At 64.1% G+C, this 22,585-nt stretch carries 20 protein-coding genes and 2 tRNA genes; 15 read left to right on the plus strand and 7 right to left on the minus strand.

Annotated features, from left to right (window positions below; genetic code table 11):
- The first annotated feature begins 99 nt into the window (after positions 1 to 99).
- The 5 genes from ettA to FGL95_RS05750 all read left to right on the plus strand — a co-directional run bounded on the left by ettA (position 100) and on the right by FGL95_RS05750 (position 8,261).
- Positions 100 to 1,779 carry an energy-dependent translational throttle protein EttA gene (gene ettA, locus FGL95_RS05730; protein WP_169585286.1) on the plus strand — a complete coding sequence of 560 codons (1,680 nt, stop codon included), beginning with the start codon at positions 100 to 102 and terminating at the stop codon, positions 1,777 to 1,779.
- Entirely contained in the window at positions 1,772 to 2,173 is a 402-nt protein-coding gene (locus tag FGL95_RS05735; protein WP_338079726.1) for an acyl-CoA thioesterase, read from the plus strand. Before ettA ends, FGL95_RS05735 begins: the two co-directional genes overlap by 8 nt.
- Positions 2,174 to 2,262: 89 nt before the next feature.
- Positions 2,263 to 7,170 carry an NAD-glutamate dehydrogenase gene (locus FGL95_RS05740; RefSeq protein WP_169585287.1) on the plus strand — a complete coding sequence of 1,636 codons (4,908 nt, stop codon included), beginning with the start codon at positions 2,263 to 2,265 and terminating at the stop codon, positions 7,168 to 7,170.
- Positions 7,167 to 7,607, plus strand: a complete 441-nt coding sequence (locus FGL95_RS05745) for an acyl-CoA thioesterase (protein WP_420838022.1) — start codon at positions 7,167 to 7,169, stop codon at positions 7,605 to 7,607. Before FGL95_RS05740 ends, FGL95_RS05745 begins: the two co-directional genes overlap by 4 nt.
- 9 nt (positions 7,608 to 7,616) lie before the next feature.
- A complete protein-coding gene (locus FGL95_RS05750) occupies positions 7,617 to 8,261 on the plus strand; it encodes a DUF8010 domain-containing protein (protein ID WP_169585288.1) in 645 nt (214 codons plus the stop codon).
- Positions 8,262 to 8,301: 40 nt separating this feature from the next.
- On the opposite strand, the gene FGL95_RS05755 is transcribed toward FGL95_RS05750, so the two are convergent.
- Both FGL95_RS05755 and FGL95_RS05760 read right to left on the minus strand, forming a co-directional pair.
- A complete protein-coding gene (locus tag FGL95_RS05755; RefSeq protein WP_169585289.1) occupies positions 8,302 to 9,906 on the minus strand; it encodes an alpha-amylase family glycosyl hydrolase in 1,605 nt (534 codons plus the stop codon).
- 100 nt (positions 9,907 to 10,006) lie between these two features.
- The gene (locus FGL95_RS05760; RefSeq protein WP_169585290.1) at positions 10,007 to 10,399 is read right to left on the minus strand and encodes a globin; all 393 of its coding nucleotides are present in this window, start codon (positions 10,397 to 10,399) and stop codon (positions 10,007 to 10,009) included.
- 174 nt (positions 10,400 to 10,573) lie between these two features.
- On the opposite strand from FGL95_RS05760, the gene FGL95_RS05765 reads away from it, so the two are divergent.
- Genes FGL95_RS05765 through FGL95_RS05780 form a run of 4 tightly spaced genes read left to right on the plus strand, consistent with a single transcriptional unit; the run spans position 10,574 to position 13,403 of the window.
- Positions 10,574 to 11,230, plus strand: a complete 657-nt coding sequence (locus tag FGL95_RS05765; protein ID WP_169585291.1) for an HNH endonuclease — start codon at positions 10,574 to 10,576, stop codon at positions 11,228 to 11,230.
- Positions 11,231 to 11,282: 52 nt separating this feature from the next.
- Entirely contained in the window at positions 11,283 to 11,534 is a 252-nt protein-coding gene (ctaJ, locus tag FGL95_RS05770) for an aa3-type cytochrome oxidase subunit CtaJ (RefSeq protein WP_169585292.1), read from the plus strand.
- Positions 11,521 to 11,979 (plus strand): DUF5130 family protein, encoded by a 459-nt coding sequence (locus FGL95_RS05775; protein ID WP_169585293.1) that lies wholly within the window; start codon positions 11,521 to 11,523, stop codon positions 11,977 to 11,979. Before ctaJ ends, FGL95_RS05775 begins: the two co-directional genes overlap by 14 nt.
- 44 nt (positions 11,980 to 12,023) lie before the next feature.
- On the plus strand, positions 12,024 to 13,403 hold the full coding sequence (locus FGL95_RS05780; RefSeq protein WP_169585294.1) for a lipase family protein: 1,380 nt from the start codon (positions 12,024 to 12,026) through the stop codon (positions 13,401 to 13,403).
- On the opposite strand, the gene pepN is transcribed toward FGL95_RS05780, so the two are convergent.
- A complete protein-coding gene (gene pepN, locus FGL95_RS05785; RefSeq protein ID WP_169585295.1) occupies positions 13,400 to 15,976 on the minus strand; it encodes an aminopeptidase N in 2,577 nt (858 codons plus the stop codon). The genes FGL95_RS05780 and pepN overlap by 4 nt on opposite strands.
- 151 nt (positions 15,977 to 16,127) lie before the next feature.
- Between pepN and FGL95_RS05790 the strand changes: the two genes are divergently transcribed.
- Positions 16,128 to 16,733: a mycothiol-dependent nitroreductase Rv2466c family protein gene (locus FGL95_RS05790; protein ID WP_169585296.1), complete on the plus strand. Its 606-nt coding sequence runs from the start codon at positions 16,128 to 16,130 to the stop codon at positions 16,731 to 16,733.
- Between the two features lies 1 nt (position 16,734).
- Here FGL95_RS05790 and FGL95_RS05795 read toward each other — a convergent pair whose 3' ends face one another.
- Entirely contained in the window at positions 16,735 to 17,688 is a 954-nt protein-coding gene (locus FGL95_RS05795; protein WP_169585297.1) for a M48 family metallopeptidase, read from the minus strand.
- Between the two features lie 77 nt (positions 17,689 to 17,765).
- Between FGL95_RS05795 and FGL95_RS05800 the strand changes: the two genes are divergently transcribed.
- Positions 17,766 to 18,563, plus strand: coding sequence for an Fpg/Nei family DNA glycosylase (locus FGL95_RS05800; RefSeq protein ID WP_169585298.1), 798 nt, complete (start codon positions 17,766 to 17,768; stop codon positions 18,561 to 18,563).
- Positions 18,564 to 18,624: 61 nt separating this feature from the next.
- Here FGL95_RS05800 and FGL95_RS05805 read toward each other — a convergent pair whose 3' ends face one another.
- The 3 genes from FGL95_RS05805 to FGL95_RS05815 all read right to left on the minus strand — a co-directional run bounded on the left by FGL95_RS05805 (position 18,625) and on the right by FGL95_RS05815 (position 19,140).
- Positions 18,625 to 18,807, minus strand: coding sequence for a hypothetical protein (locus FGL95_RS05805; RefSeq protein ID WP_169585270.1), 183 nt, complete (start codon positions 18,805 to 18,807; stop codon positions 18,625 to 18,627).
- 35 nt (positions 18,808 to 18,842) lie between these two features.
- Positions 18,843 to 19,004: a hypothetical protein gene (locus FGL95_RS05810; RefSeq protein ID WP_169585299.1), complete on the minus strand. Its 162-nt coding sequence runs from the start codon at positions 19,002 to 19,004 to the stop codon at positions 18,843 to 18,845.
- A 65-nt stretch (positions 19,005 to 19,069) separates the two neighbouring features.
- A tRNA-Gly gene (locus tag FGL95_RS05815) sits at positions 19,070 to 19,140 on the minus strand.
- A 142-nt stretch (positions 19,141 to 19,282) separates the two neighbouring features.
- Between FGL95_RS05815 and FGL95_RS05820 the strand changes: the two genes are divergently transcribed.
- The 4 genes from FGL95_RS05820 to FGL95_RS05835 all read left to right on the plus strand — a co-directional run bounded on the left by FGL95_RS05820 (position 19,283) and on the right by FGL95_RS05835 (position 22,311).
- Positions 19,283 to 19,359, plus strand: a tRNA-Pro gene (locus FGL95_RS05820).
- Positions 19,360 to 19,425: 66 nt separating this feature from the next.
- A complete protein-coding gene (gene tig / locus FGL95_RS05825; RefSeq protein WP_169585300.1) occupies positions 19,426 to 20,838 on the plus strand; it encodes a trigger factor in 1,413 nt (470 codons plus the stop codon).
- Between the two features lie 166 nt (positions 20,839 to 21,004).
- The gene (locus tag FGL95_RS05830) at positions 21,005 to 21,595 is read left to right on the plus strand and encodes an ATP-dependent Clp protease proteolytic subunit (protein WP_169585301.1); all 591 of its coding nucleotides are present in this window, start codon (positions 21,005 to 21,007) and stop codon (positions 21,593 to 21,595) included.
- Between the two features lie 47 nt (positions 21,596 to 21,642).
- The gene (locus FGL95_RS05835; RefSeq protein WP_169585302.1) at positions 21,643 to 22,311 is read left to right on the plus strand and encodes an ATP-dependent Clp protease proteolytic subunit; all 669 of its coding nucleotides are present in this window, start codon (positions 21,643 to 21,645) and stop codon (positions 22,309 to 22,311) included.
- Positions 22,312 to 22,585: the final 274 nt, after the last annotated feature.

A 22,585-nucleotide genomic window follows, 5' to 3' on the forward strand; every position in this document is an offset into this window, starting at 1 on the left:
CGCCGTCGCGGCAGAACCGGTCGCTGTCGGCGCATAGGAGGAGGCAGCGGACGGGCGGCGAAGTCGGACCGCCCCCGTAGCCCCGATAGGGTAGAGGGCATGGCGGAGTTCATTTACACGATGAAAAAGGTGCGCAAAGCGCACGGCGACAAAGTAATCCTCGACGACGTCACGATGAGCTTCTACCCAGGGGCGAAGATCGGCGTTGTCGGCCCCAACGGCGCTGGTAAGTCCAGCATTCTGAAGATCATGGCTGGCATCGATCAGCCCGGCAACGGCGAGGCGTTCATCGCTCCCGGCGCCACCGTCGGCATCCTCATGCAGGAACCGCAGCTCGACGAGACCAAGACCGTCCGCCAGAACGTCGAAGATGGTCTCGGCGAGACGATGGTGCAGCTCAACCGATACAACGAGATTGCCGAACTGATGGCAACCGACTACTCGGACGAGCTGATGGAGGAGATGGGCAACCTGCAGGAGAAGCTCGATCACGCGGATGCGTGGGAGATCGACTCGCAGCTCGAGCAGGCCATGGATGCTCTGCGTTGCCCGCCGCCGGACGAAGCGGTCACCCACCTCTCCGGTGGTGAGAAGCGTCGTGTCGCACTGTGCAAGCTGCTGCTGAGCAAGCCCGACCTGCTGCTTCTCGACGAGCCGACCAACCACCTCGACGCCGAAAGCGTGCTGTGGCTGGAGCAGCACCTTGCCGCCTATCCTGGCGCGATTCTCGCCGTGACTCACGATCGATACTTCCTCGATCATGTGGCGCAATGGATCTGCGAGGTCGACCGTGGCCGCCTCTACCCGTACCAGGGCAACTACTCGACCTATCTCGAGCAGAAGGCACAGCGTCTCGAGGTCCAGGGCAAGAAGGACCAGAAGCTGCAGAAGCGCCTGAAGGACGAGTTGGCGTGGGTGCGGTCCGGCGCCAAGGCCCGCCAGGCGAAGAGCAAGTCTCGTCTTGCCCGCTACGACGAGATGGCTGCGGAGGCGGAGAAGACGAGGAAACTCGACTTCGACGAGATTCAGATTCCAGCGCCGCCGCGCCTCGGTGATCTGGTTGTCGAGGTCAAGCACCTCGACAAGGGCTTCGACGGCCGAGTGTTGATCAAGGACCTGTCGTTCACGCTGCCTCGCAACGGCATTGTCGGCGTCATCGGACCCAACGGTGTCGGTAAAACGACGCTGTTCAAGACGATCGTCGGCTTGGAGGAACCGGACTCCGGTGAGGTCAAGATCGGTTCGACGGTCAAGCTCAGCTACGTCGACCAGAATCGCTCTGGGATCGATCCGAAGAAGACGGTGTGGCAAGTCGTCTCGGACGGTCTCGACTTCATTCACGTCGGCCAGACCGAAATGCCTTCGCGCGCATACATCAGCGCGTTCGGCTTCAAGGGTCCCGACCAGCAGAAACCCGCGGGGGTGCTGTCCGGCGGTGAGCGAAACCGACTGAATCTGGCGATGACGTTGAAGCAGGGCGGCAACCTGATCCTGCTCGACGAGCCGACCAACGACCTCGACGTCGAAACCCTTGGATCGCTCGAGAACGCTCTCGAGTCGTTCCCCGGCTGTGCTGTCGTGATCAGCCACGATCGGTGGTTCCTGGACCGCACGTGTACGCACATCTTGGCCTGGGAGGGTGGCTTCGGCGACAACGAAGCTGCTTGGTACTGGTTCGAAGGCAACTTCGAGGGCTACGAGGCGAACAAGGTCGAACGGCTCGGGCCGGAAGCTGCTCGCCCGCACCGAGTTACGCATCGCAAGCTCACGCGTGACTAAGGTTTACACGTGTCAGGTCGAGGTCCGCTGGGCGGACCTCGACCTGCTCGGCCACGTGAACAACACCAAGTACTTCGAGTACGCGATGGAAGCGCGGGTGCATTTCTACCGCGAGGCCATCTCGCCGGAACGCCGACCGGGCGCCGTCGTTCTGCGAAAAGCGGACATGGAGTACCTGCGGCCGGTCACCACCGAGACGCCGTCGCTGAGGATCGAAGTCTTCGTGACCCACATCGGCACCACGTCCTACACGCTTCGGCACACGATGTACGACGGAAGCGGCGAGGTGTGTGCGAGGGGAGATGCCGTAATGGTCGGTTTCGACCGGAAAACGCAGAAACCCAGGCCGATCCGCGACGAGGAGCGAATGGCGCTCGCGGAGTACTTGCACTAGTCGCGGAACTGCTGACCCGTTGCGCGACCCACGACTACGCTCGAATTCGAGCGCTCATGCGGTGAACGAAGATCAGAAAGTGGGTCGTGATGACTGCTTCGCCAGGTTTGTTCGACACCGAGTGGGCGGCCGGTCTGCCCGAGGGGCTACGGGCGGATGTCGAGACTGTCGAGAGTGCCTACTTCAGGCACGTCGATGCTGGTGACGCGGACTGCGCGATCGCAGGAACCTCCGCGGCCGTCTTCCGCAGGCATGTCGAGCTGGCGATGGTTCGTCCACCTGGACAGGCGGTTTGGCGGATCTATCGGCCCGACGACGGCAACGAAATCGGCGCCGCTGTGCAGATCGTCAACGACGACATGCCCCTGCTGGTCGAATCCGTCACCGCGATGCTCGGTCGGCTCGGCGTCAGTCTGAGCGAGGTCATTCACCCCATCTTCGACGTCTGGCGAGACGCCGACCACCGGCTCACTCATGTCACGCCCTACGACGTCGACAAGCATGGCGCCGACGATCGCAAACAGGAATCGTGGATGCACCTTCAGCTGCATCCCTCGACCGATGCCGCGCTGCTCGACAAGATCGAGGGGATGGTCGGTGACGTGCTGGCCGACGTCAGGCAGGTCGTCGACGACACCGAAGCCATGCGGGTCGTGCAGAACGATCTCGCCGACGAACTCGACCGCGTCGCCGATTGGGGATCGCCCCGGTTCGTGGGCGACGATCTGACCGATGCGGCAAATTTGTTGCGCTGGCTTGCAGAGGGGCATTACACGGTCCTTGGCTACAGCCGCTACGGACTTACCGGAACGGGCGACAATCTGCGCGAGAATGCCGTGCCGGGCACGCAATTGGGCGTCTTGCGTTCTGAGGTGTTGGAACGAGCCGAGGTCGAGATACCGGTGCCGCAGGCATCGGACCGCCGTCCGTTGCTCACGCTGACGCAAGGGTCGGTGCCGGCGACCGTCCATCGATCGGTATATCCCTACTTCGTCGGAGTATCGACATTCGATAACGCGGGCGAGGTCACCGGCGAACACCTTTTCGTCGGTGTCTTCACGGTGACGGCCCTGCACGAGAACGTGCTCGACATTCCGGTCATCGAGCGCCGCGTACGGACCGTCATCGACCGAGCCGGATTCGACATCAGCTCGTTCTCGGGCCAGGCGATGTTGGAGGTCATCCAGTCGTTTCCGCGCACCGAGCTATTCTCCTCCGACGCCGATACGCTGTTTCGAACCACCTCGTCGGTGCTCAATGTCGGTCTGCGACGCCAGGTTCGGCTGTTCCTGCGCGAAGATTCGTTGGACCGCTTCGTATCCTGTCTCGTCTACTTGCCGCGCGACCGATACACGACCAGGGTGCGGCTGGAAATGCAGGACATCCTGGTCCGTGAGCTCGGTGGGTCGACCATCGAATACTCGGCTCGCGTCACCGAAAGCGATCTCGCCAACGTGCATTTCACGGTGCGGCGGCCGCCAGGTGCGGCGCCTGTCGAGAGCTCCGAGTCGAATCGCCTGCGAATCCAGGAGTTGCTTGCGCAAGCCAGCCGCACGTGGGATGACTATCTCAGCGACGAGGTGTCCGCGACCCCGAGCGTGGTTCCTGCGCTGGCCCAGCAGTATGCCGATGCCTTCCCGGAGGCCTACAAGCAGGACTTCGAGCCACGCCGGGCACTGGCCGACATTGCCAGACTGGAGGCGCTGCGCGAGGGTGCGATCGACCTCCACCTCTATCGCGACGAGGAAGCAGACAAGGGCTACTGGCGCTTCTCGCTGTTCATCGGTGGCGCCGGAGTGTCCTTGAGCCAGGTGCTGCCGGTGCTGCAGAGCCTGGGCGTCGAGGTTCTCGACGAGCGGCCGTACCGAATCGCGCTGGCGGACGGGCCGGAACGTTGGATCTACGACTTCGGTATCGTCGCTACGCCGGAACTGCTGCGGGGATCGCTGGATCAGAACATGGACGCGTCGCTCGTCGAGTCCGACGGCGAAGCCGGTGCGGCTGCACTCGACTTGCAGACGCGCTTCACGGACACCTTCAGCGCCGTGTGGTTCGGACTGGCCGAGGCGGATAGCTTCAACGAACTCGTGCTGCGGTCCGGCGTGCAGTGGCGCGAGGTCGCCGTCCTGCGGGCCTATGCAAAGTACCTGCGCCAGGCCGGTTTTCCCTACAGTCATGCCAACATCGCGCGCGTCCTGCTCTCGAATCCGCAGACCTCGCGTTCGCTCGTCCAGCTGTTCAGTGCACACTTCGATCCGGCGTCGGCATCGGCCGAACAAGCAGCCGCGCTCGACAAGATGGTGTGCGGGAAGATCGACGAGGTGGTGAGCCTCGACGCCGACCGCATTCTGCGCGCGATCCTTGGATTGATCAGGGCCACACTGCGAACCAACTACTACGTCGTCGATTCCGAAGGTGCGGAACGGCCGTATCTCTCGTTCAAGGTCGAGCCGCGCGAGATCGCCGAACTGCCCAAGCCCCGGCCTATGTTCGAGGTGTTCGTCTATTCGCCACGCGTCGAGGGTGTGCATTTGCGATTCGGGCCGGTGGCTCGTGGTGGTTTGCGCTGGTCGGACCGGCAGGAAGACTTCCGGACCGAGATTCTGGGTCTCGTGAAGGCGCAGGCAGTCAAGAATGCGGTCATCGTGCCGGTCGGCGCGAAAGGTGGCTTCGTGATGAAGAATCCGCCGCGCCCGACCGACGACGACGCAGCCGACCGGCAGGCCTTCCGTGACGAGGGTGTGGCGTGCTACCGACTGTTCATTTCAGGCCTGCTCGACATCACCGACAACGTCGACCGCGCGAGCGGCAAGGTCGTTCCACCGGACCGTGTGGTCCGCCGCGACGGCGACGACAGCTACCTCGTCGTCGCTGCCGACAAAGGCACGGCGACCTTCTCCGACATCGCGAATGACGTTGCCAAACAGTACGGTTTCTGGCTGGGTGACGCGTTCGCGTCCGGCGGCTCGGCCGGCTACGACCACAAAGCCATGGGCATCACCGCCAAAGGCGCGTGGGAAGCAGTCAAACGGCACTTCCGCGAGATGGGCATCGACACCCAGAGCCAGGAGTTCCGCGTCGTCGGTATCGGTGACATGAGCGGTGACGTCTTCGGTAACGGAATGTTGTTGAGCCCGCACATCCGATTGGTTGCGGCGTTCGATCATCGCCACATCTTCCTCGACCCGAATCCTGTTGCAGCATCATCGTTTGCGGAGCGGCAGCGTATCTACGCACTGCCGCGGTCATCGTGGGCCGACTACGACACCTCGCTGATCAGCGAGGGCGGCGGCGTCTACGACAAGACGGTGAAGGCGGTACCGATCAGTCCGCAGGTGCGAGAAGCGCTGGGACTGGCCGATGACGTCGTGTCGATGTCGCCGCCCGAACTCGTGAAGGCGATTCTGTTGGCACCGGTGGACCTGCTGTGGAACGGCGGTATCGGCACCTACGTGAAGTCGTCGACCGAGTCGAACGCCGATGTCGGTGACAAGGCCAACGATCCCGTGCGTGTCAACGGAAAAGATCTGCGCGTCAAAGTGATCGGCGAGGGTGGCAACCTCGGCGCCACCGCTCTGGGCCGAATCGAGTTCTGCCAGAACGGCGGCCACATGAACACCGACGCCCTGGACAACTCCGCCGGCGTCGACTGCTCCGACCACGAGGTCAACATCAAGATCATGCTGGACCGTTTGGTCGGCAGCGGCGACCTCGCTGCCGCCGATCGCAACCCGCTGCTCGCGTCCATGACCGACGAGGTGAGCAGACTTGTCTTGGACGACAACGTTGCTCAGAACTTCCTGATGGGCATCGCGCGCCGCGATTCGTCTCGCTTGCTGAGCGTGCACCGGCGGGTCATCTCCGAGTTGGAGGCCCACCGGGGTCTCGATCGCGACCTGGAAGCGTTGCCGTCGGAAGCAGAGCTGGCAAGGCGCGACCAGGAAGGCAAGGGGCTCGTCTCGCCGGAGCTGGCGAATCTGATGGCTCACGTGAAGCTTTCGCTCAAGCAGGATCTGCTGGCGACGGAGCTGCCCGACATGGAAGTCTTCGCTCGCAGGCTGCCTTCATACTTCCCGACGCCGTTGCAGGAACAATTCGGCAAGGCAATCAAATCGCACCCGCTGCGCCGCGAGATCGTGACGACGATGGTCGTCAACGAAACCGTCGACTATGGCGGAATCACCTACGCCTTCAGGCTTATGGAAGAGGCGGGGGCGACAAGCACGGACTCGGTCCGGGCGTACGCCGCAGCGGTGGAGATCTTCGATCTGCGGACATTGTGGAAACAGATTCGAGCACTGAATCTTTCGGCGGAAATCATCGACGAGCTCGAGTTGGAGTCGAAGCGCACGCTCGATCGTGCGTCACGCTGGCTGTTGATGAATCGTCCGCAGCCGATCGCGGTCGGCGCCGAAATCAATCGGTACAGCAGAGGATTGCGGGAATTCGGGCCCAAAGTTCCAGCGTGGCTGGAGGGTCGACGTCCCGGGAACCGCGAAGATCGCGCCCAGCGGCTCGCCGAGGCAGGCGCGCCGCTCGAACTCGCCCAGCGCGTCTACGGACTGCTGGACCTGTTCCCGTTGCTCGACATTCTCGACATCGCCGATATCAGCGACCGTGAAGGCGACGAAGTCGGCTCGCTGTACTACGCGCTCGACGCGCACCTCGGTATCGATTGGCTGCTCAACGCCGTCACCGGCCTCGCGCGCGGCGATCGGTGGCATGCGTTGGCCCGCTTGGCGTTGCGTGACGATCTGTACAGCTCGATCCGCTCGCTCACGTTCGACGTCCTGGCGTCCGGTGAACCCGACGAGTCTGCGGAGGAGAAGATCGAGTACTGGGAGTCGACGAATCAGTCGCGGCTCGGCCGAGCCCGGACCGCGCTGACCGAGATTGTCGAATCCGGTACGCAGGACCTGGCGACGCTGTCGGTCGCGGCCCGGCAGGTGCGCAGTATGGTGAGCGGCGTTGGTTCACAATCGGAGGGTTCTCGTTGAACGAAGCAAGCGACCTGGCACTGAAGGGCTTTCATACTCAGGTCGAGGTGCGGTGGTCCGACATGGATGCGTTCCAGCACATCAATCACGCTCGGATGGTGACGTTGCTGGAGGAGGCGCGAATTCCTTGGCTGTTCTACGACGACCGTCCCACCAAGACACTGCGTGACGGTGCGGTTCTCGTCGACCTGCATGTGCAATATCGCGGTCAGCTCCGGCACGAGGACACCCCACTCGACATCGTGATGTGGGTGGAAAAGCTACGGGCAGTGGACTTCACAGTCGGCTACGAGGTCCGAGCCGGTGGTGCGTCGCCGACCGACAAACCTGCAGTCACCGCGACCACGCAGATCGCAGCATTCGATATCGAAGGCCAGCGGTTGCGGCGCTTCACCCCCGAGGAAAAGGCGTATCTCGACAGTTGGCGCCGTGCATGACGGGAGCCAGTGATGGAGCGGTACCTTCACATCACTGACCCCGTCGAACGGGAGAACCTGGCAACGTTCGTGGGCAAGGCTGTCCGGTTGGACGAAGCGGCGGTCATCCGTCTGCGCGTGCGTCCCGACGGTCGCGTGGGTGCTTGGGCGACAACAGGATTCGATGCCCTCGCGGTCCGGGTAATCGACGCGGACCTGCGGCCGACAGACACGACTGCCGGCGGAGATGCGCTGCTGCAAGGGCTCGAAGCCAGCACGGGCGGCGAGATCGAGCTGGGCTACTCCATGGACTCGGCATGGAAGGGTGCGCTCCCACCGGACAACGGGTTCGCTCACGTCGACGACGTTCCTGCTGCAGCTCTCGTCGAACTCGCGCAGCGTGGTGCCGCGTTGGCCAAGGAGCATGGCAGCACGCACGGACCGCCGACGTCACTGCTGGACCAGGAAGTCCTCGAAGTGCACGGCGGAAACGAACGTCTGGCAATCGCCATGCGGACCGTATTCGCGCTCACCGCAATGGGTTTCATCCCGGAGTTGATCGAGCCGAGCGAGTTGGTCCGGGTGCGGGCGAGTAGGTCGTGGATTCGGCTGGATGCGCGTTACGGCTCGGTCGCCAAACACCGCACCGGGGGATTGGGCCTGCGGCCCCTGTGAGTGAGTCTTGTCCCTATAAGGGCCAAACTCACGCACAGTTCTAGACCAGCCAGGCCGCCGCATTCGGGGGCAGCCGCCGACTGCCGTCGATCGGCACGCTGGACAGCAGAATCTCGCCCGGCGGCAACGGAATCGGCGCTGGTGTTGCATTGAGTGCGCAGATCAACCCGCCGTGGCGCCGGAAGGCCAGGCAGCCGGGAGGGCTTCCGTACCAATCGATTCCGGTGCCACTGAATTCCGGACGAGTGGCCCGCAGTTCGAGTGCTCGGCGATAGAGCGACAGCACGGAGTCGACGTCCTCCAGTTGCTTCTCGACGGTGATCGCCGACCACGCGGCCGGGATCGGCAGCCACGACGTATCGGCGGGACCGAAACCGAAAGGTGGCTTCTCGCCCTCCCAGGGCAGAGGCACACGGCAACTGTCGCGACCGCGTTCGGTGTGCCCGGACCGCTCCCACACAGGGTCCTGCAGCGACTCTTCTGGCAGGTCGTCGACGTTCGGCAAACCGAGTTCGGAGCCGTTGTAGATGAACGTCACGCCGGGCAGCGCCAACTCGACCAGTGCCATCGCGCGGGCGCGGGCGACGCCTTCGGGTCCGTCGCCGAACCGCGTGACCTCGCGCGGGACGTCGTGGTTGGACAGTGTCCACGTCGGTGTGCCGCCGACGTCCTCGACCGCGGCGATCGAGTTCTCGATGGCGTCGCGGACCGCTTCGGCGTCGAACAAGGTCTGTGCAAGTCGAAAGTTGAACGCCAGGTGCAGTTCGTCCGGCCGGACGTACTCGCCGAACTTCGTGTTGTCGTCGACCCAGACCTCGCCGATCGCGACGGACTCGGGGTACTGATCCATGATCTTGCGGATATTGCGATGGATCTCGTGGACTCCCGGATTGTTGAACCGTGGGTCGTCGTCATCGAGCCTGAGCAACTCGTTCTTGGTCAGGTCCATGTCGGCGAGATCGACGGGCTTCGCCATGCCGTGCGCGACATCGATGCGGAATCCATCGATGCCGCGGTCGAGCCAGAACCGTAGGGTGCGGTCGAGGTCGTCGAGCACGTCCGGGTTGTCCCAGTTCAGGTCCGGCTGTTCGGGGGCGAAGAGGTGCATGTACCACTGACCGGGGGTGCCGTCGGCCTCGGTGATGCGAGTCCACGCCGGACCGCCGAAAATGCTCGGCCAGTTGTTGGGTGGTTGTGCGCCGTCGTCGCCGCGGCCGTCGCGGAAGATGTAGCGCGCGCGTTCGGGTGAGTCCGGTTTTGCCGCGAGTGCCTCGACGAACCACTCGTGCTCGACGCTCGTGTGGTTCGGAACCAGGTCCATCGTCACGCGAATCTGGCGGGCGTGTGCCTCGGTGATCAATGCGTCCATCATCTCGATCCCGCCGAACAGCGGGTCGATGTCGCGTGGATCTGCTACGTCGTAGCCGCCGTCGGCCATCGGTGAGCGCATGACGGGCGACAGCCACAGAGCGTCGACGCCGAGCAATTCGAGGTAGCCGAGTTTGGAGCGGAGACCGCCCAGGTCGCCGACCCCGTCACCGTCCGAATCAGCGAACGAGCGTGGGTAGACCTGATAGAAGACGGCTTTGCGCCACCAAGGTTCGGACTTCGCCTCGGCCGCGGGGGAATTGTTCGACTTGCTCACAAGTGGACATAGTGCCAAAGGATCGTGACATTAACGTCACTTCGGTGCGGGTTGGGGCACAACCGGTTCGCGACCTGCTGGCAAACGGTCCGCAAACTACTCACAGAGGCGAGTTCATCATCGAATTCGCAGCCATTTCCATGTAGTCGACAAGTGCCCGCCTGTGGTCGTCGTCGAGCGTCGCAGGTTCGATCGATGCGATGGCGATGTGCATGCAGCGCAACCAGGCGTCGCGTTCGATCGGGCCGATGCGGAACGGCATATGCCGCATCCGCAGACGCGGATGGCCCCGCTCGTCGGAGTAGGTTCGCGGCCCGCCCCAATACTGTTCGAGAAACATCCGGAAGCGGCGCTCGGCAGGGCCGAGATCCTCCTCGGGGTAGAGGGGGCGCAGCACCTCGTCTGTCGCGACCTCTGCGTAGAACCGGCCGACCAACCGGCGAAACGTTTCCGCCCCGCCGATGGCGTCGTAGAAAGTCGCTGCGGTAGTCATGGTCTTCCCATTGTGCCTGGCGACTGTCGCGGCGCGTGCCCGGTGCGCTCCTTCACCCCGTGTTCACCCGACGCGGGCGCGGCTTTCACCAGAATCAACGTGCATCTGCGCAATATCCGTGGTCCACTGGTGGCACCTGAGCCATGCCTGCTCAGGGTGGCTGCTGGAGGCCGTATGAAGCATCGACAGGATGCCCGAGCGCATCGACAACTCGTGCCCACCGACGCCCATTGCGGAGCGCCGGGGGCGTCTGTTCTACACGTTCTTCCCGAGGATCCTCTGCCCGGACCGCCGAGTCCGGATTCCGTTCCAGCCTGGGTCAAGCGCCGAGTGTTGCTTCTGAATGCCACCTACGAGCCGCTGACCGCACTACCAGTCCGCCGGGCAGTCATCCTTCTCGTCTGTGAGAAGGCATTGCCAGTGCACGAAGACCCCACAGGTCCGGTCGTTCATTCCGCCGATCGCGTCGTCCACGTGCCATCGGTGATCCGGCTTCGAAACTTCGTCCGAGTCCCGTATCGTGCGAGAATTCCGATGACCCGCGCCGCATTGATGCACCGCGACCGCTTCCGTTGCGCCTATTGCGGTGGCAAAGCCGAAACGATCGACCACGTCGTCCCGCGCAGTCGCGGCGGTGAGCACTCGTGGGAGAACTGCGTCGCGAGCTGCGCGCCCTGCAACCATCGCAAGGCAGACAAGCTGCTGAGCGAGCTCGGTTGGACCATGCGCGCGTCGTTGGTTCCGCCGAAAGGTCCGCACTGGCGGCTCCTTGCGACCACCAAGGAACTCGACCCGCTGTGGTTGCGCTACTTGGGTGAAGGTGCGGCCTGAAAGTTCGGACGTCAGCCATCCGTTGCTTACACGTTTCGACTACGGTTGCGACGTGAACATTCTCGAGACGCATCTCTTGTTCGTCGGGATTCCGGTAGTGGTGATTGGGTCTATCGGGGCGCTCGCCATGCGGTCGAGCGCGATTCCAGGCAAGCATCCCTCGCACTACTCGCTGGGTAATCCTTGGACGCACGAGCCCATCCTGTGGACGGCAGTCGACGAAGTCACCACCAAGGGCCACCACGGTGCCCACGACGAGGCGCACGGAAATCTGATCGGAGGCCGGGCAAGTGGCAAGTGGTAATCGGTATCCAGCCGTCGTCGAGTCGGAGCTACCGGTCGGCTCTGTGCTGACCGCCAGCGGTCGCGTCTCCGCGGTGCACCGGGCCGGCGAGCAGTTCATCGAGGATCCGTTCACCGAAAAGGAACTGATCCAGCTCGACGACGCGCTCACGGCGGCGACTCGAAGCGCAAAAATTCGGTTCAACGTCTACGTCGGCGATCTGCCCGGCGGCGCGGAGGCGATCTTCCCGGGCACTCCCGAGGCCGCACGGTCCGTGCTGATCGCTGTGTCGCCGAACCAGCGCACGGTTGAGGTCCTCTCTGGAGTCGACGTTGCCGACCGCGTGACGAGCCGCATCTGCCAACTGGGCGTCACGGCGTCCCTGGCGTCGTTCGGTGAAGGCGAATTGATCGACGGCATCGTTGCAGCGATCCGAGTGATCAGCGCGGCGATCAACGCGCCATAGCGGTGCGCATTCGGTGAACGGTCGTGCACTGATACGCTCGGCTCATGACCGTTCCTTTCAACGTCGATAGCAACGAAACACCGGAGTCGGCGGCTGAGAAGCCGCAGCGCCGAACCCGTCCACTCCTGCCCAGCGACGACCCGTTCTACGTGGCGCCGGTGGGCTTCGGTGCGCTAGCGCCGGGAACGGTGATCCGGAGCCGTGAGATCGACGTAGCGCTGCTCGGCGTTGTGCCGCAGCAGATCTCGGCGTGGCAGCTGCTCTACCGGAGCAGCGACCTCCATCTGACGCCAGAGGCAGCGGTCACCACCGTGCTGCTGCCCGCGGGCGCCGACCCGGCCGAACCGCGCCCGCTCGTCGCCTATCAGTGCGCGATCGACGCGATCTCGGACAAGTGCTTCCCGTCCTACGCACTGCAGCGCGGAGCGCGGACCGCCGGCTCGGTCCCGCCGCTCGAGTTGCTCGTCATCGCCAATGCGCTGCAGCGCGGCTGGGCGGTGTCGATCGCCGACCACGAGGGTCTGCACGGTTATTTCGCCGCGCCGCGCGAGCCCGGTTATCGCATCCTCGACGGCATTCGCGCGGTCAAGAGCTTTGCGCCCGTCGGTGTGCTTCCCGACGCTCCGATCGCACTGTGGGGTTACTCCGGCGGCGGCATGGCAACCTCGTGGGCCGCGGAGATGGCGCCCGAGTACGCACCTGAGCTCGATATCGTCGGTGCCGCTCTCGGCGCGCCGGTGGGCGACCCGGGTGAAACGTTCATCAAGCTCAACGGCACGACCTTCGCCGGTCTGCCCGCCATCGTCGTCGCCGGATTGCGGCACATCTATCCCGGACTCGATCGGGTGCTACGCGAACACGTCAACTTCGAAGGCCGGCGGTTGCTCGAACTAGCCGAGCGGTCGTCGACGATCTTTGCGATCGCGCGCCTGGCCAACGACGATTTCGACTCCTACATCGACGCTCCGCTCGCCGACGTGCTTGCGCTGCCGGAGATCCTGGAGGTGTTCGAAGATCTGCGCCTCGGTCAGCGCACCCCGCGCTGCCCGCTGTTCGTCGTGCAGGCCGTGCACGACCAGATCATTTCCGTCGATGACGTCGACGGTCAGGTCCGTAGGTACATCGACGGCGGCGCACACGTCACCTACGTGCGTGACCGGCTCAGCGAGCACATCCTCCTGATGCCGATTGCGGCACCTGCCACGCTGAAGTGGCTGGAGGACCGGTTCGCGAGGCGTCCGCTGCCTACGGGCAAGACCACCACCGTCCTGTCGATGGCCTTCTCGCCCAGCGCAATCATCGGCTTGCTTGCCACCGGCGTGACTGCGATCAAGGTCATCTTCGGCAAGAGCCTCCGTCGCAAGACTGTGCGCGAGTTTCACCCCTCCGAGGGTGAGACTCGCGCACAGGCGGACAGCGCCTAGGCGTCGAAGGCGCGGGCCTTCAACGCCCGGACCGTACCGGCCCGGCCTTCGACAACGAGGCGTCGCAGGGCCGGGGGATGGTCGTCGGCAAGGAACTCGTCGGCGACCGCCAAGGCCTCTTCGCTGATCGCCCACGACGGGTACAGGCCGACAACGACGGTCTGCGCGACCTCGCTGGAGCGTCGCGCCCACACGTCCGGAATGTCGGCGAAGTAGCGCTGCAGGTACGGCGCCAGCAACTCGCCCTGACCCTGCGGCGCGAACCCACTGACGATCGACCGGGTCGTGATGTTCGACAGCGAATCGTCGCCGATCACCTTCGCCCACGCTTGTTCCTTCACGGCCTCCTGCGGACGTGCGGTCGCGGCGAGCGCGCCTTGCCGTGCACCGGCAGCCGTGGGATCGTTCGCGGTCTCGTTGTCGATGAACGGCGTCGCCGCACCGTCGGAGTCGATCTCGCCTGCTGCGGCGAGCGCGTACACCAGCTTCCAGCGCAGATCGGTGTCGACCTCGAGGCCCGGCAACCCGAGTGTCGCCGGGTCTGCGTCGAGCAGCTCCTGCACGACCTCGACGTGCCAATCGGACAGGACCGAACCCGTCAACGCGTTGACGAACGCGAGCTGATGGTCGGAACCGGGCTCCGCTTCCCGCGCGAGTTCCAGAACGCGGTTCGCGAAATCGGGCCAGCCGTGCTCGGCAGCCCATTCCGGGTCGCTGTATGCGCCGAGTGCGGTCTGCGCCTGCAGCAGGAGCCGCTGAACCACGCCGACCTCGCTTTCGACTCCGACGCCACGCTGCACGAGTGCAACGAAATCCCGTGCCTTGAACTCGGCTTGCCGGGTCATCTCCCACGCCGCCGACCACGCCAAGGTCCGGGGGAGTGGCTCAGCGATATCGCCGATCCGGTCGACGAGGACCGCCAGCGAATCGGCATCCAGCCGGACCGAGCAATAGGTCAGGTCGTCGTCGTTGACGAGCACGAACTTGCCGCGAGGGGTGCCGACAAGGTCGGGAACGTCGGTCCGCTCGACGGCGTCGACATCGAGTTCGATCCGCTTGGTACGCACCAACTTTCCGTCGACGTCGTCGTACACACCAACCGCGATGCGATGGACTCGGCGCTCGCCTGCCCCGGGCTCGGCACCCTCTTGAACGACCGTGAACGACGTGAAATTGCCATTGGCGTCGACGTCGAACTCGGGCCGTAGAATGTTGAGCCCCGTCGTCTTGAGCCATTGCGAACCCCAGTCGGACAGGTCACGGCCGGACGAGCGCTCCAGCGCAGCGAGCAAGTCGCTGAACGTCGCGTTTCCGAACGCGTGGTCCTTGAAGTAGGCCCGCAGTCCCGCCAGAAACGGCTCGAGGCCGACGTACGCGACGAGTTGCTTGAGCACGGACGCACCCTTGGCATAGGTGATGCCGTCGAAGTTGACTTCGACAGCGGCGAGGTCAGGAATGTCGGCCGCGATCGGATGCGTCGACGGCAGCTGGTCCTGGCGATACGCCCACGACTTTTCGAGGTTGGCGAACGTGGTCCAGGCGTTGACGTATTCGGTCGCCTCGGATTGGCACAACACCGACGCGAAGGTGGCGAACGACTCGTTGAGCCACAGGTCGTCCCACCACGCCATCGTGACGAGGTCGCCGAACCACATGTGCGCCATCTCGTGCAGAACCGTCTCGGCGCGCCGTTCGTAGGATGCCCGAGTCACCTTGGACCGGAAGACATAGTCCTCGAGGAAGGTCACCGCACCGGCATTCTCCATGGCGCCCGCGTTGAACTCGGGAACGAACAACTGGTCGTACTTGCCGAACGCATACGGCACGCCGAAGTTGCGGTGGTAGAACTCGAAGCCCTGCTTGGTCTCGGTGAACAGACGCTCGGCGTCCATGTGCTGGGCGAGCGAGTCGCGGCAGAAGATCCGGAGCGGGATGGTGCCGTGATCGTCGGTGAAGTGGTCGGTCCAGTGCGCGTACGGACCTGCGATGAGCGCGACCAGATAGGTGCTCATCACCGGCGTCGTCGCGAACTGATGAGTGGCGGCCTCCTCGCCGTCGGTGCCGATGGAGGCCGCGTTGGAGATCACCATCCAGTCGTGCGGGGCGGTCACGACGACGTCGAACGTGGCCTTGAGGTCCGGCTGATCGAAGCACGCGAACATGCGCTTGGCGTCAGCTGTTTCGAACTGCGAGTACAGGTAGACGGATTGGTCGGTCGGGTCGACGAACCGATGCAGCCCCTCACCGGTATGCGAATAGGCGCAGTCGGCTTCCACGATCAGTTCGTTGGTCTCGGCGAGACCCTCCAGGGCAATCCCGGTCGACTCGTCGTAGTCGCTGACGTCGAGCGCGGTGCCGTTGAGGACGGCGGATCCGATCTTCGTCGCCATCAGGTCGATGAAGGTTGCTGCTCCCGGTGTCGCCCGAAATGTGACTGTTGTCCGAGACGAGAATGTCGTCTCGCTGGGATTGCCTGCGCCATCGGTGAGGTCGAGTTCGATCCGGTAATTGTCGACGGTGACCGCTGCCTTGCGTTCGATCGCCTGCTCACGGGTCAGATTGGGTGATGCCACGGTGGGACTCGCTCCTTCGTCGCGTAGTGCACAAGTGCAGATAACCTGCCAAAACCGTATCGCGCGAGCAACATCGCCGGGCGGCGGGAAGGATTTCGCACCGAACGAGGTTGGCCTAGTTGAATAGACAACTGCAACAGGGGAGCTAAGCGTGAGTGTTGATACTGCCGATTTCTGGTTCGATCCGCTGTGCCCGTGGTGCTGGATCACGTCGAGATGGATCCTCGAGGTCGAGGCGGTACGTGACATCAAGGCGAACTTCCACGTCATGAGCCTCGCCGTGTTGAACGAAGGTCGCGATCTGCCCGACAACTACAGAGAGCTCATGACCAAGGCGTGGGGTCCCGTACGCGTCGCAATCGCTGCTGCTGAACAACACGGTGACGACGTGCTGTTGCCGCTCTACACGGCGATGGGAACCCGCATCCACGACCAGGGCAACAAGAACTTCCCCGAGGTCATCGAAGCCGCGCTCGCCGAAGTTGGGCTGCCTGCCGAATTGGCCAAGGCTGCCGATTCCGAGGAGTACGACGAAGCGCTGCGCAAGAGTCATCATGCCGGGATGGACGCCGTCGGCGACGACGTCGGTACCCCGACGATTCACGTCAACGGCGTCGCCTTCTTCGGGCCCGTGTTGTCGCGGATTCCTCGCGGCGAAGACGCCGGCCGGGTGTGGGACGGCGCCGTTGCGCTGGCGTCCTACCCCCACTTCTTCGAGCTCAAGCGCACCCGGCACGAAGATCCGCAGTTCGACTGACCTAGGCCTGGTACGGCGTGTTCCACGGCTGCGGCTGGGGCGATTGCCCCAGCACGGTCGTGGGAGGTGCGCCGTAAGTTTGGGGCGGACCGAATTGTGGCTGGGGTGCGGGGGCAGTCGGCCGGAACAAGATCTTTCCGTGGCGGCTGCGGTCGCGCAGTGCCGCCGCGCGCCACGTCAGCACCGGGTGGGACGACATCGCGTTCACGAGCCACACGAAGAAGCCCGTCTCGGTTCCCGAGCGGTTGGCGAATTCGTCGAAGCCGACCTGACCGACGAGATACTTACCCGCGCCGAGCACGCCCATCGTCCCGGGAGCGCCTTGTGGTCTGAAGCAGAACCCGTGGTTGTCGGCCGTGTACTCCTGCCCGCGGATGAGCGACGAACCGATGATCGGGATGTAGCTCGACGCGAACATGCCGAGTTGCCGCCAGTAGGAAACGTGACCTGCCGCAATGTGGCCGACCTCGTGCCCGATGACGAACGCCAGTGCGTCGGGCTGGCGTCCGTCGCCGCCCACCTCGAACAGGTCGCTGTAGACGACGACGAATCTGCGGAATCCGTGCCCGGATGCGAACGCGTTGATCAGGCCGTTGCCCAGAACGACGTAGGCGTCCGGCGCCTTCTTCATGCCGAACCGCGCGGCCGCCTCTTGCACGAGGTAGAACCCCTCGGGGAACTGCGTCGGCGACATCTTGACGCCGTTCACGCGTTGGCCGGCGAACGTCGTGCCGCGGAAGTAGTAGATGATGATCGGCGCCGCGAGCAGGACGAGCACGATGTCGGAGACCTTGCCCATCGCAGCAGACGCGATCGCGATCAGGTAGGCGAACACCGTGACGACGATGGCCAGGATCAGCAGCGGAATCTCGAATCTGTGCCGGGCCGGCTGACCGTAAGGTGACAGTCCGCGCGGCGCGAGTGCTGCTGACGGCGGCGGATTCATCGGCTGCATGGACGCAAACTTTAACCTCGCAAATGTCCGTTCTGACAGACTCGAATGCATGCGCGCCGTCGACAACAAGAACCAAAATGCCTGAAGGACCCACTCTGCACCGGCTGGCCCGGGTCCATCAACGCAACTTCGCAGGTCGTGAGGTTCGCGTGTCCAGCCCGCAGGGCAAGTTCGCAGACGGCGCAGCCCTTGTCGACGGTCACGTGCTGAAGAAGGCCGAGGCGTGGGGGAAACACCTCCTGCACCACTATGATTCGGGCCTTGTCGTTCATGTGCACCTCGGTTTGATCGGGGCGTTCAGCGAGTCCGAGGTGCCGATGGGACCGCCGGTCGGCCAGGTCCGGATGCGGATGGTCGGCGCCGAGTTCGGTACCGACCTACGCGGTCCGACGATTTGTGAAGTGCTGCACGAGCCGGAACTGGCCGCCATCGCGAACCGCCTCGGTCCGGATCCGTTGCGCCGCAAGGCCGACCCCGAGCTTGCCTGGGCACGGCTGCATCGCTCCAAGCGATCCATCGCCGCGCTGTTGATGGACCAGTCCGTCGTCGCGGGAGTCGGCAACGTCTACCGAGCGGAACTGCTGTTCCGGCGCAACATGTCGCCGATGCTCACCGGCGCCGGGGTTTCACGGGCCGAGTGGGACGCGATGTGGATCGATCTCGTCGAGATGATGAAGGTCGGGCTACGGCGCGGCAAGATCATCACGATCAGACGGGAAGACGACCATGGGGAAGGGTCGTATGCGAAAGGTCGTCCGCGGACCTACGTCTACCGGCGCGCCGGACTGCCGTGCCGGATTTGCGGTACGCCGATCCAATACACGGTCCTCGAAGGTCGCAACCTCTTCTGGTGCCCGACCTGTCAGCCTGACTAGCTTTGGGCTCGCGACAGTGTGGATTTTCACTCGGTATCCGAGAGCTATTCCACACAACCGGTCAGTCCCCGCCACCCCCGCAGCCGCTGCCGCAACTGCTGCCGCTGTCGCTGGCGTCGCCGCCACCGCAACTGCTGCCACTGTCGCCGCCGGAATCGCCGCCGCCCCGTCGGCCGCCTCGGGTAGCGCTCCAGATCCCGAAAAGGATCACGGCGACGACGCCGAAAACAATGAAGCCGTCCATGGTTGCCTCCGCGCCGCGCGTAATTTGCTCGGAGCCTACGCGGCGCGAAACTCCAAGGCATCGGGTTTGCCGTCGTCGTCGAGCAGGTCCTCGAAGGCGTCGTCCAGGTCTCGGTTGGCTCGTCGCCAGAGTCGGACGATCTGCAAGCCCCCCGCCACCCCGGCGGCCGCTGCGAGCGCGAGCCAGTCGGCTGTCACGTGAGTCAGTGTGAGTTCCTAGCGTCGTCGGATCGTCACGACCGGCGCGTGTGAGAAGGACGTTGAGCCGATGACGGGAATCGAACCCGCGTAATCAGTTTGGAAGACTGAGGCTCTACCATTGAGCTACATCGGCGTGCAAACGACATCGCATGGGATCGCCACTGATGTCGTGTGCGTTGAGAGACTGTACCCAACCGATCGCCGGCAACGCCAACCGGGTGGTGCCGGCCGCTAGCGTGCGTCGCGTAGGATGGCGTGCTGGCTCGATCAGTGAACGGGGTGTAGCGCAGCTTGGTAGCGCATCCGCTTTGGGAGCGGAGGGTCGCAGGTTCAAATCCTGTCACCCCGACCAGCAAGACCACGTGCCTTTCTCGGCCGTGAAGTGAGGAACGACCAGGTCTACAAAGGAGTATTTGCCGTGAAGAGCACCGTCGAGCAACTGAGCCCGACGCGCGTCCGGATCAACGTTGAGGTGCCCTTCGAGGAGCTCAAGCCTGACTTCGACCGCGCATACAAGACGCTCGCGCAGCAGGTGCGCATCCCCGGTTTCCGACCGGGCAAGGCGCCCGCGAAGTTGTTGGAGGCCCGAGTCGGCCGCGGCGCGATCCTCGAGCAGGTCGTCAACGACGCGCTGCCCGGCAAGTACCGCGAAGCGCTGGACAGCTCGGCTGTGAAGGCCATCGGTCAGCCGGACATCGAGATCACCAAGATCGACGACGGCCAGGAACTTGCGTTCACGGCCGAGGTCGACGTCCGGCCCGAGATCACGTTGCCGGATTACTCCACGATCACCGTGGCTGTCGACCCGGTTTCGATCGGTGACGACGACATCGACGAGCAGCTGCAGTCGCTGCGCCAGCGTTTCGGCACGCTCACCGGTGTCGACCGCGCGGTCCAGGACGGCGACTTCGTCTCCATCGACTTGAGCGCCACGGTCGACGGCAAGAGCGTCGACGAGGCCAGCGCAACCGGACTGTCGCACGAGGTCGGTTCGGGTCAGCTCATCGACGGGCTCGACGAGGCGATCATCGGGCTGTCGTCCGGCGAGTCCAAGGAGTTCACGTCCACCCTCGTGGCCGGCGACTTTGCCGGTCAGGACGCGTTGGTGACCGTCACGGTCGGCACCGTCAAGGAACGGGAATTGCCGGAAGCGGACGACGACTTCGCTCAGCTTGCGAGCGAGTTCGACACGCTCGACGAGCTGAAGGCAGATCTTCGTGAGCGCGTCGGCCGGGTTCGCCGGGTCGAGCAGGCCGGTGCCATCCGCGACAAGGTGCTGGAGACCCTGCTGGAGACGGTGGAGATTCCCGTTCCCGAAGGTGTCGTCAAGGCCGAGGTCGACGCCGCGCTCCACGATGCCGTGCATGGCCTGGACCACGACGAGGAAGCGCTCGACGCGCTGCTCGCCGAGCAGGGCAGCAGCCGCGAAGAGTTCGAGGCAGATGCACGCAAGGCCGCTGAGCGGTCCGTCAAGGTGCAGCTGCTGCTGGACCAGATCGCCGAGTCGGAGCAGACCAACGTCAGCCAGGAAGAGCTCACCGAGCGCATCATCTTCCAGGCTCGTCGCTACGGCATGGCGCCGGAGCAGTTCATGCAGGAGATGACGCAGGCCAACCAGCTCGGTGCGTTGTTCTCCGACGTTCGACGCGGCAAGGCACTCGCCGGCGTCGTCGATCGGGTGAGCGTCACCGACACCGACGGCAATGCGATCGACACGAAGGAGCTGTTCGGCAGCGAGGCCGGCGAGACGGTCGTCGCCGACGAGGTCGTCGAAGCCGACGACGATGCTGCCGACGACACAGCAGCTGACGTCCAAGACGCGCAGCAGTAAACGAGCTATTCCGCTATGAGCGAAGAAAGGCGGCGCCGGGACTCCGGCGCCGCCTTCCTTCGTTAGTGTTTGTGACAGCAACTCAGGTGCGAGGAAGAAGGCAGGTACCGTGACAGAGAATTATGGCGCGACCCACGACCGCGGATCGGCTTCGCGGAGTCCGGTCATGACGTCGGCTACAGCAGGTCTCAATCTCAGCGACTCGGTGTACGAGCGCCTGCTGCGCGAGCGCATCATCTTCCTCGGCACTCAGGTCGACGACGACATCGCCAACAAGCTGTGCGCTCAGATTCTGTTGCTCACGGCCGAGGATCCGACCAAGGACATCTCGCTCTACATCAACTCGCCGGGCGGCTCGGTCAGCGCTGGAATGGCGATCTTCGACACCATGCAGTTCGCGGAATGCGACATCGCGACCTACGGCATGGGCATGGCCGCCTCGATGGGCCAGTTCCTGTTGACTGCGGGCGCGAAGGGCAAGCGCTACGCCTTGCCGCATGCGCGGATCATGATGCACCAGCCCTCGGGTGGCTTCGGTGGCACGGCTGCCGACATCGCGATCACGGCTCAGCTGCTCAAGCGGACGAAGCAGGAGCTCAACGAGCTCAATGCCGAGCACACCGGTCAGACGGTCGAGCAGATCACTGCGGACGCCGATCGTGACCGCTGGTTCACCGCACCCGAGGCGCTGGAATACGGCTTCGTCGATCACGTCATCTCGCGTGCAACACAGGCCGGCGGCACGGCCTCGCACTAGCTCGACCCCCAGCCGTGCCCACCCCACAGACTTCGTTTGGAGACAAGATGGCCAACTTGTTCGACCCCCGCCTCGCCCCGGGAGCAGCGCCGATGAATGCACCGCAGTCGCGCTACATCCTCCCGCAGTTCACCGAGCAGACCACCTACGGCGTCAAGACCTCGGATCCCTACAACAAGCTGTTCGAGGAGCGCATCATCTTCCTCGGATCGCAGGTCGACGACGTGTCGGCCAACGACTTGATGGCACAGCTCCTGGTGCTCGAGTCGCAGGACCCGGACCGCGACATCACGATGTACATCAACTCGCCCGGTGGCTCGTTCACCGCGCTGATGGCGATCTACGACACGATGCAGTACGTGCGGGCCGACATCGTGACCGTGTGCCTGGGCCAGGCTGCCTCTGCGGCAGCGGTCCTGCTGGCGGCCGGTACGCCCGGTAAGCGTGCGTGCCTGCCCAACGCTCGCGTCCTGATCCACCAGCCTTCCGTCGAGGGCGGCATCCAGGGTCAGGTGTCGGACCTGGAGATTCAGGCTGCCGAGATCGAGCGGATGCGCCGCCTCATGGAGACGACGTTGGCGCACCACACAGGCAAGGACGCCGACGTCATCCGCAAGGACACCGACCGCGACAAGATCCTCACCGCACAAGAAGCGGTGGACTACGGGATCATCGATACCGTGTTCGGGTACCGCAAGCTCAGCGCCCAGAAATAGCAGCAGTAGCGACACGCCGGTGGGTTCGATTTGCGGCTCTATCGAAGCGAAACACGCAACGCTAGAGCCTCGAATCAATGGCTTCAGGAATCGAACGTATTCAGTGGAGGAGCGGCAAATGCAGCGTTCTCTACGCGAATCACCGGCAACCAGTCGACCTCACTCAGCAAGTGCGGGTACGGTCACATCATGGCCCTCGGCTACTGATTGTCGGCACGCAGCAACGTCGACAGTCGGAACCGACGGTCGCACGCGGACAAGGAAGTAGGGACCT

This window comes from Antrihabitans stalactiti, assembly GCF_012932915.1.
GTDB classification, from domain to species: Bacteria; Actinomycetota; Actinomycetes; order Mycobacteriales; family Mycobacteriaceae; genus Antrihabitans; species Antrihabitans stalactiti.

What these genes read in the sequence shown, in the direction of transcription:
- FGL95_RS05765 (WP_169585291.1), top strand. Translation starts at nt 10,574, where the DNA reads ATGAAGCATCGACAGGATGCCCGAGCGCATCGACAACTCGTGCCCACC.
- FGL95_RS05740 (WP_169585287.1), top strand. Translation starts at nt 2,263, where the DNA reads ATGACTGCTTCGCCAGGTTTGTTCGACACCGAGTGGGCGGCCGGTCTG.
- ettA (WP_169585286.1), top strand. Translation starts at nt 100, where the DNA reads ATGGCGGAGTTCATTTACACGATGAAAAAGGTGCGCAAAGCGCACGGC.
- FGL95_RS05830 (WP_169585301.1), top strand. Translation starts at nt 21,005, where the DNA reads ATGACGTCGGCTACAGCAGGTCTCAATCTCAGCGACTCGGTGTACGAG.
- FGL95_RS05805 (WP_169585270.1), bottom strand. Translation starts at nt 18,807, where the DNA reads ATGGACGGCTTCATTGTTTTCGGCGTCGTCGCCGTGATCCTTTTCGGG.
- FGL95_RS05835 (WP_169585302.1), top strand. Translation starts at nt 21,643, where the DNA reads ATGGCCAACTTGTTCGACCCCCGCCTCGCCCCGGGAGCAGCGCCGATG.
- FGL95_RS05780 (WP_169585294.1), top strand. Translation starts at nt 12,024, where the DNA reads ATGACCGTTCCTTTCAACGTCGATAGCAACGAAACACCGGAGTCGGCG.
- FGL95_RS05795 (WP_169585297.1), bottom strand. Translation starts at nt 17,688, where the DNA reads ATGCAGCCGATGAATCCGCCGCCGTCAGCAGCACTCGCGCCGCGCGGA.
- FGL95_RS05760 (WP_169585290.1), bottom strand. Translation starts at nt 10,399, where the DNA reads ATGACTACCGCAGCGACTTTCTACGACGCCATCGGCGGGGCGGAAACG.
- FGL95_RS05800 (WP_169585298.1), top strand. Translation starts at nt 17,766, where the DNA reads ATGCCTGAAGGACCCACTCTGCACCGGCTGGCCCGGGTCCATCAACGC.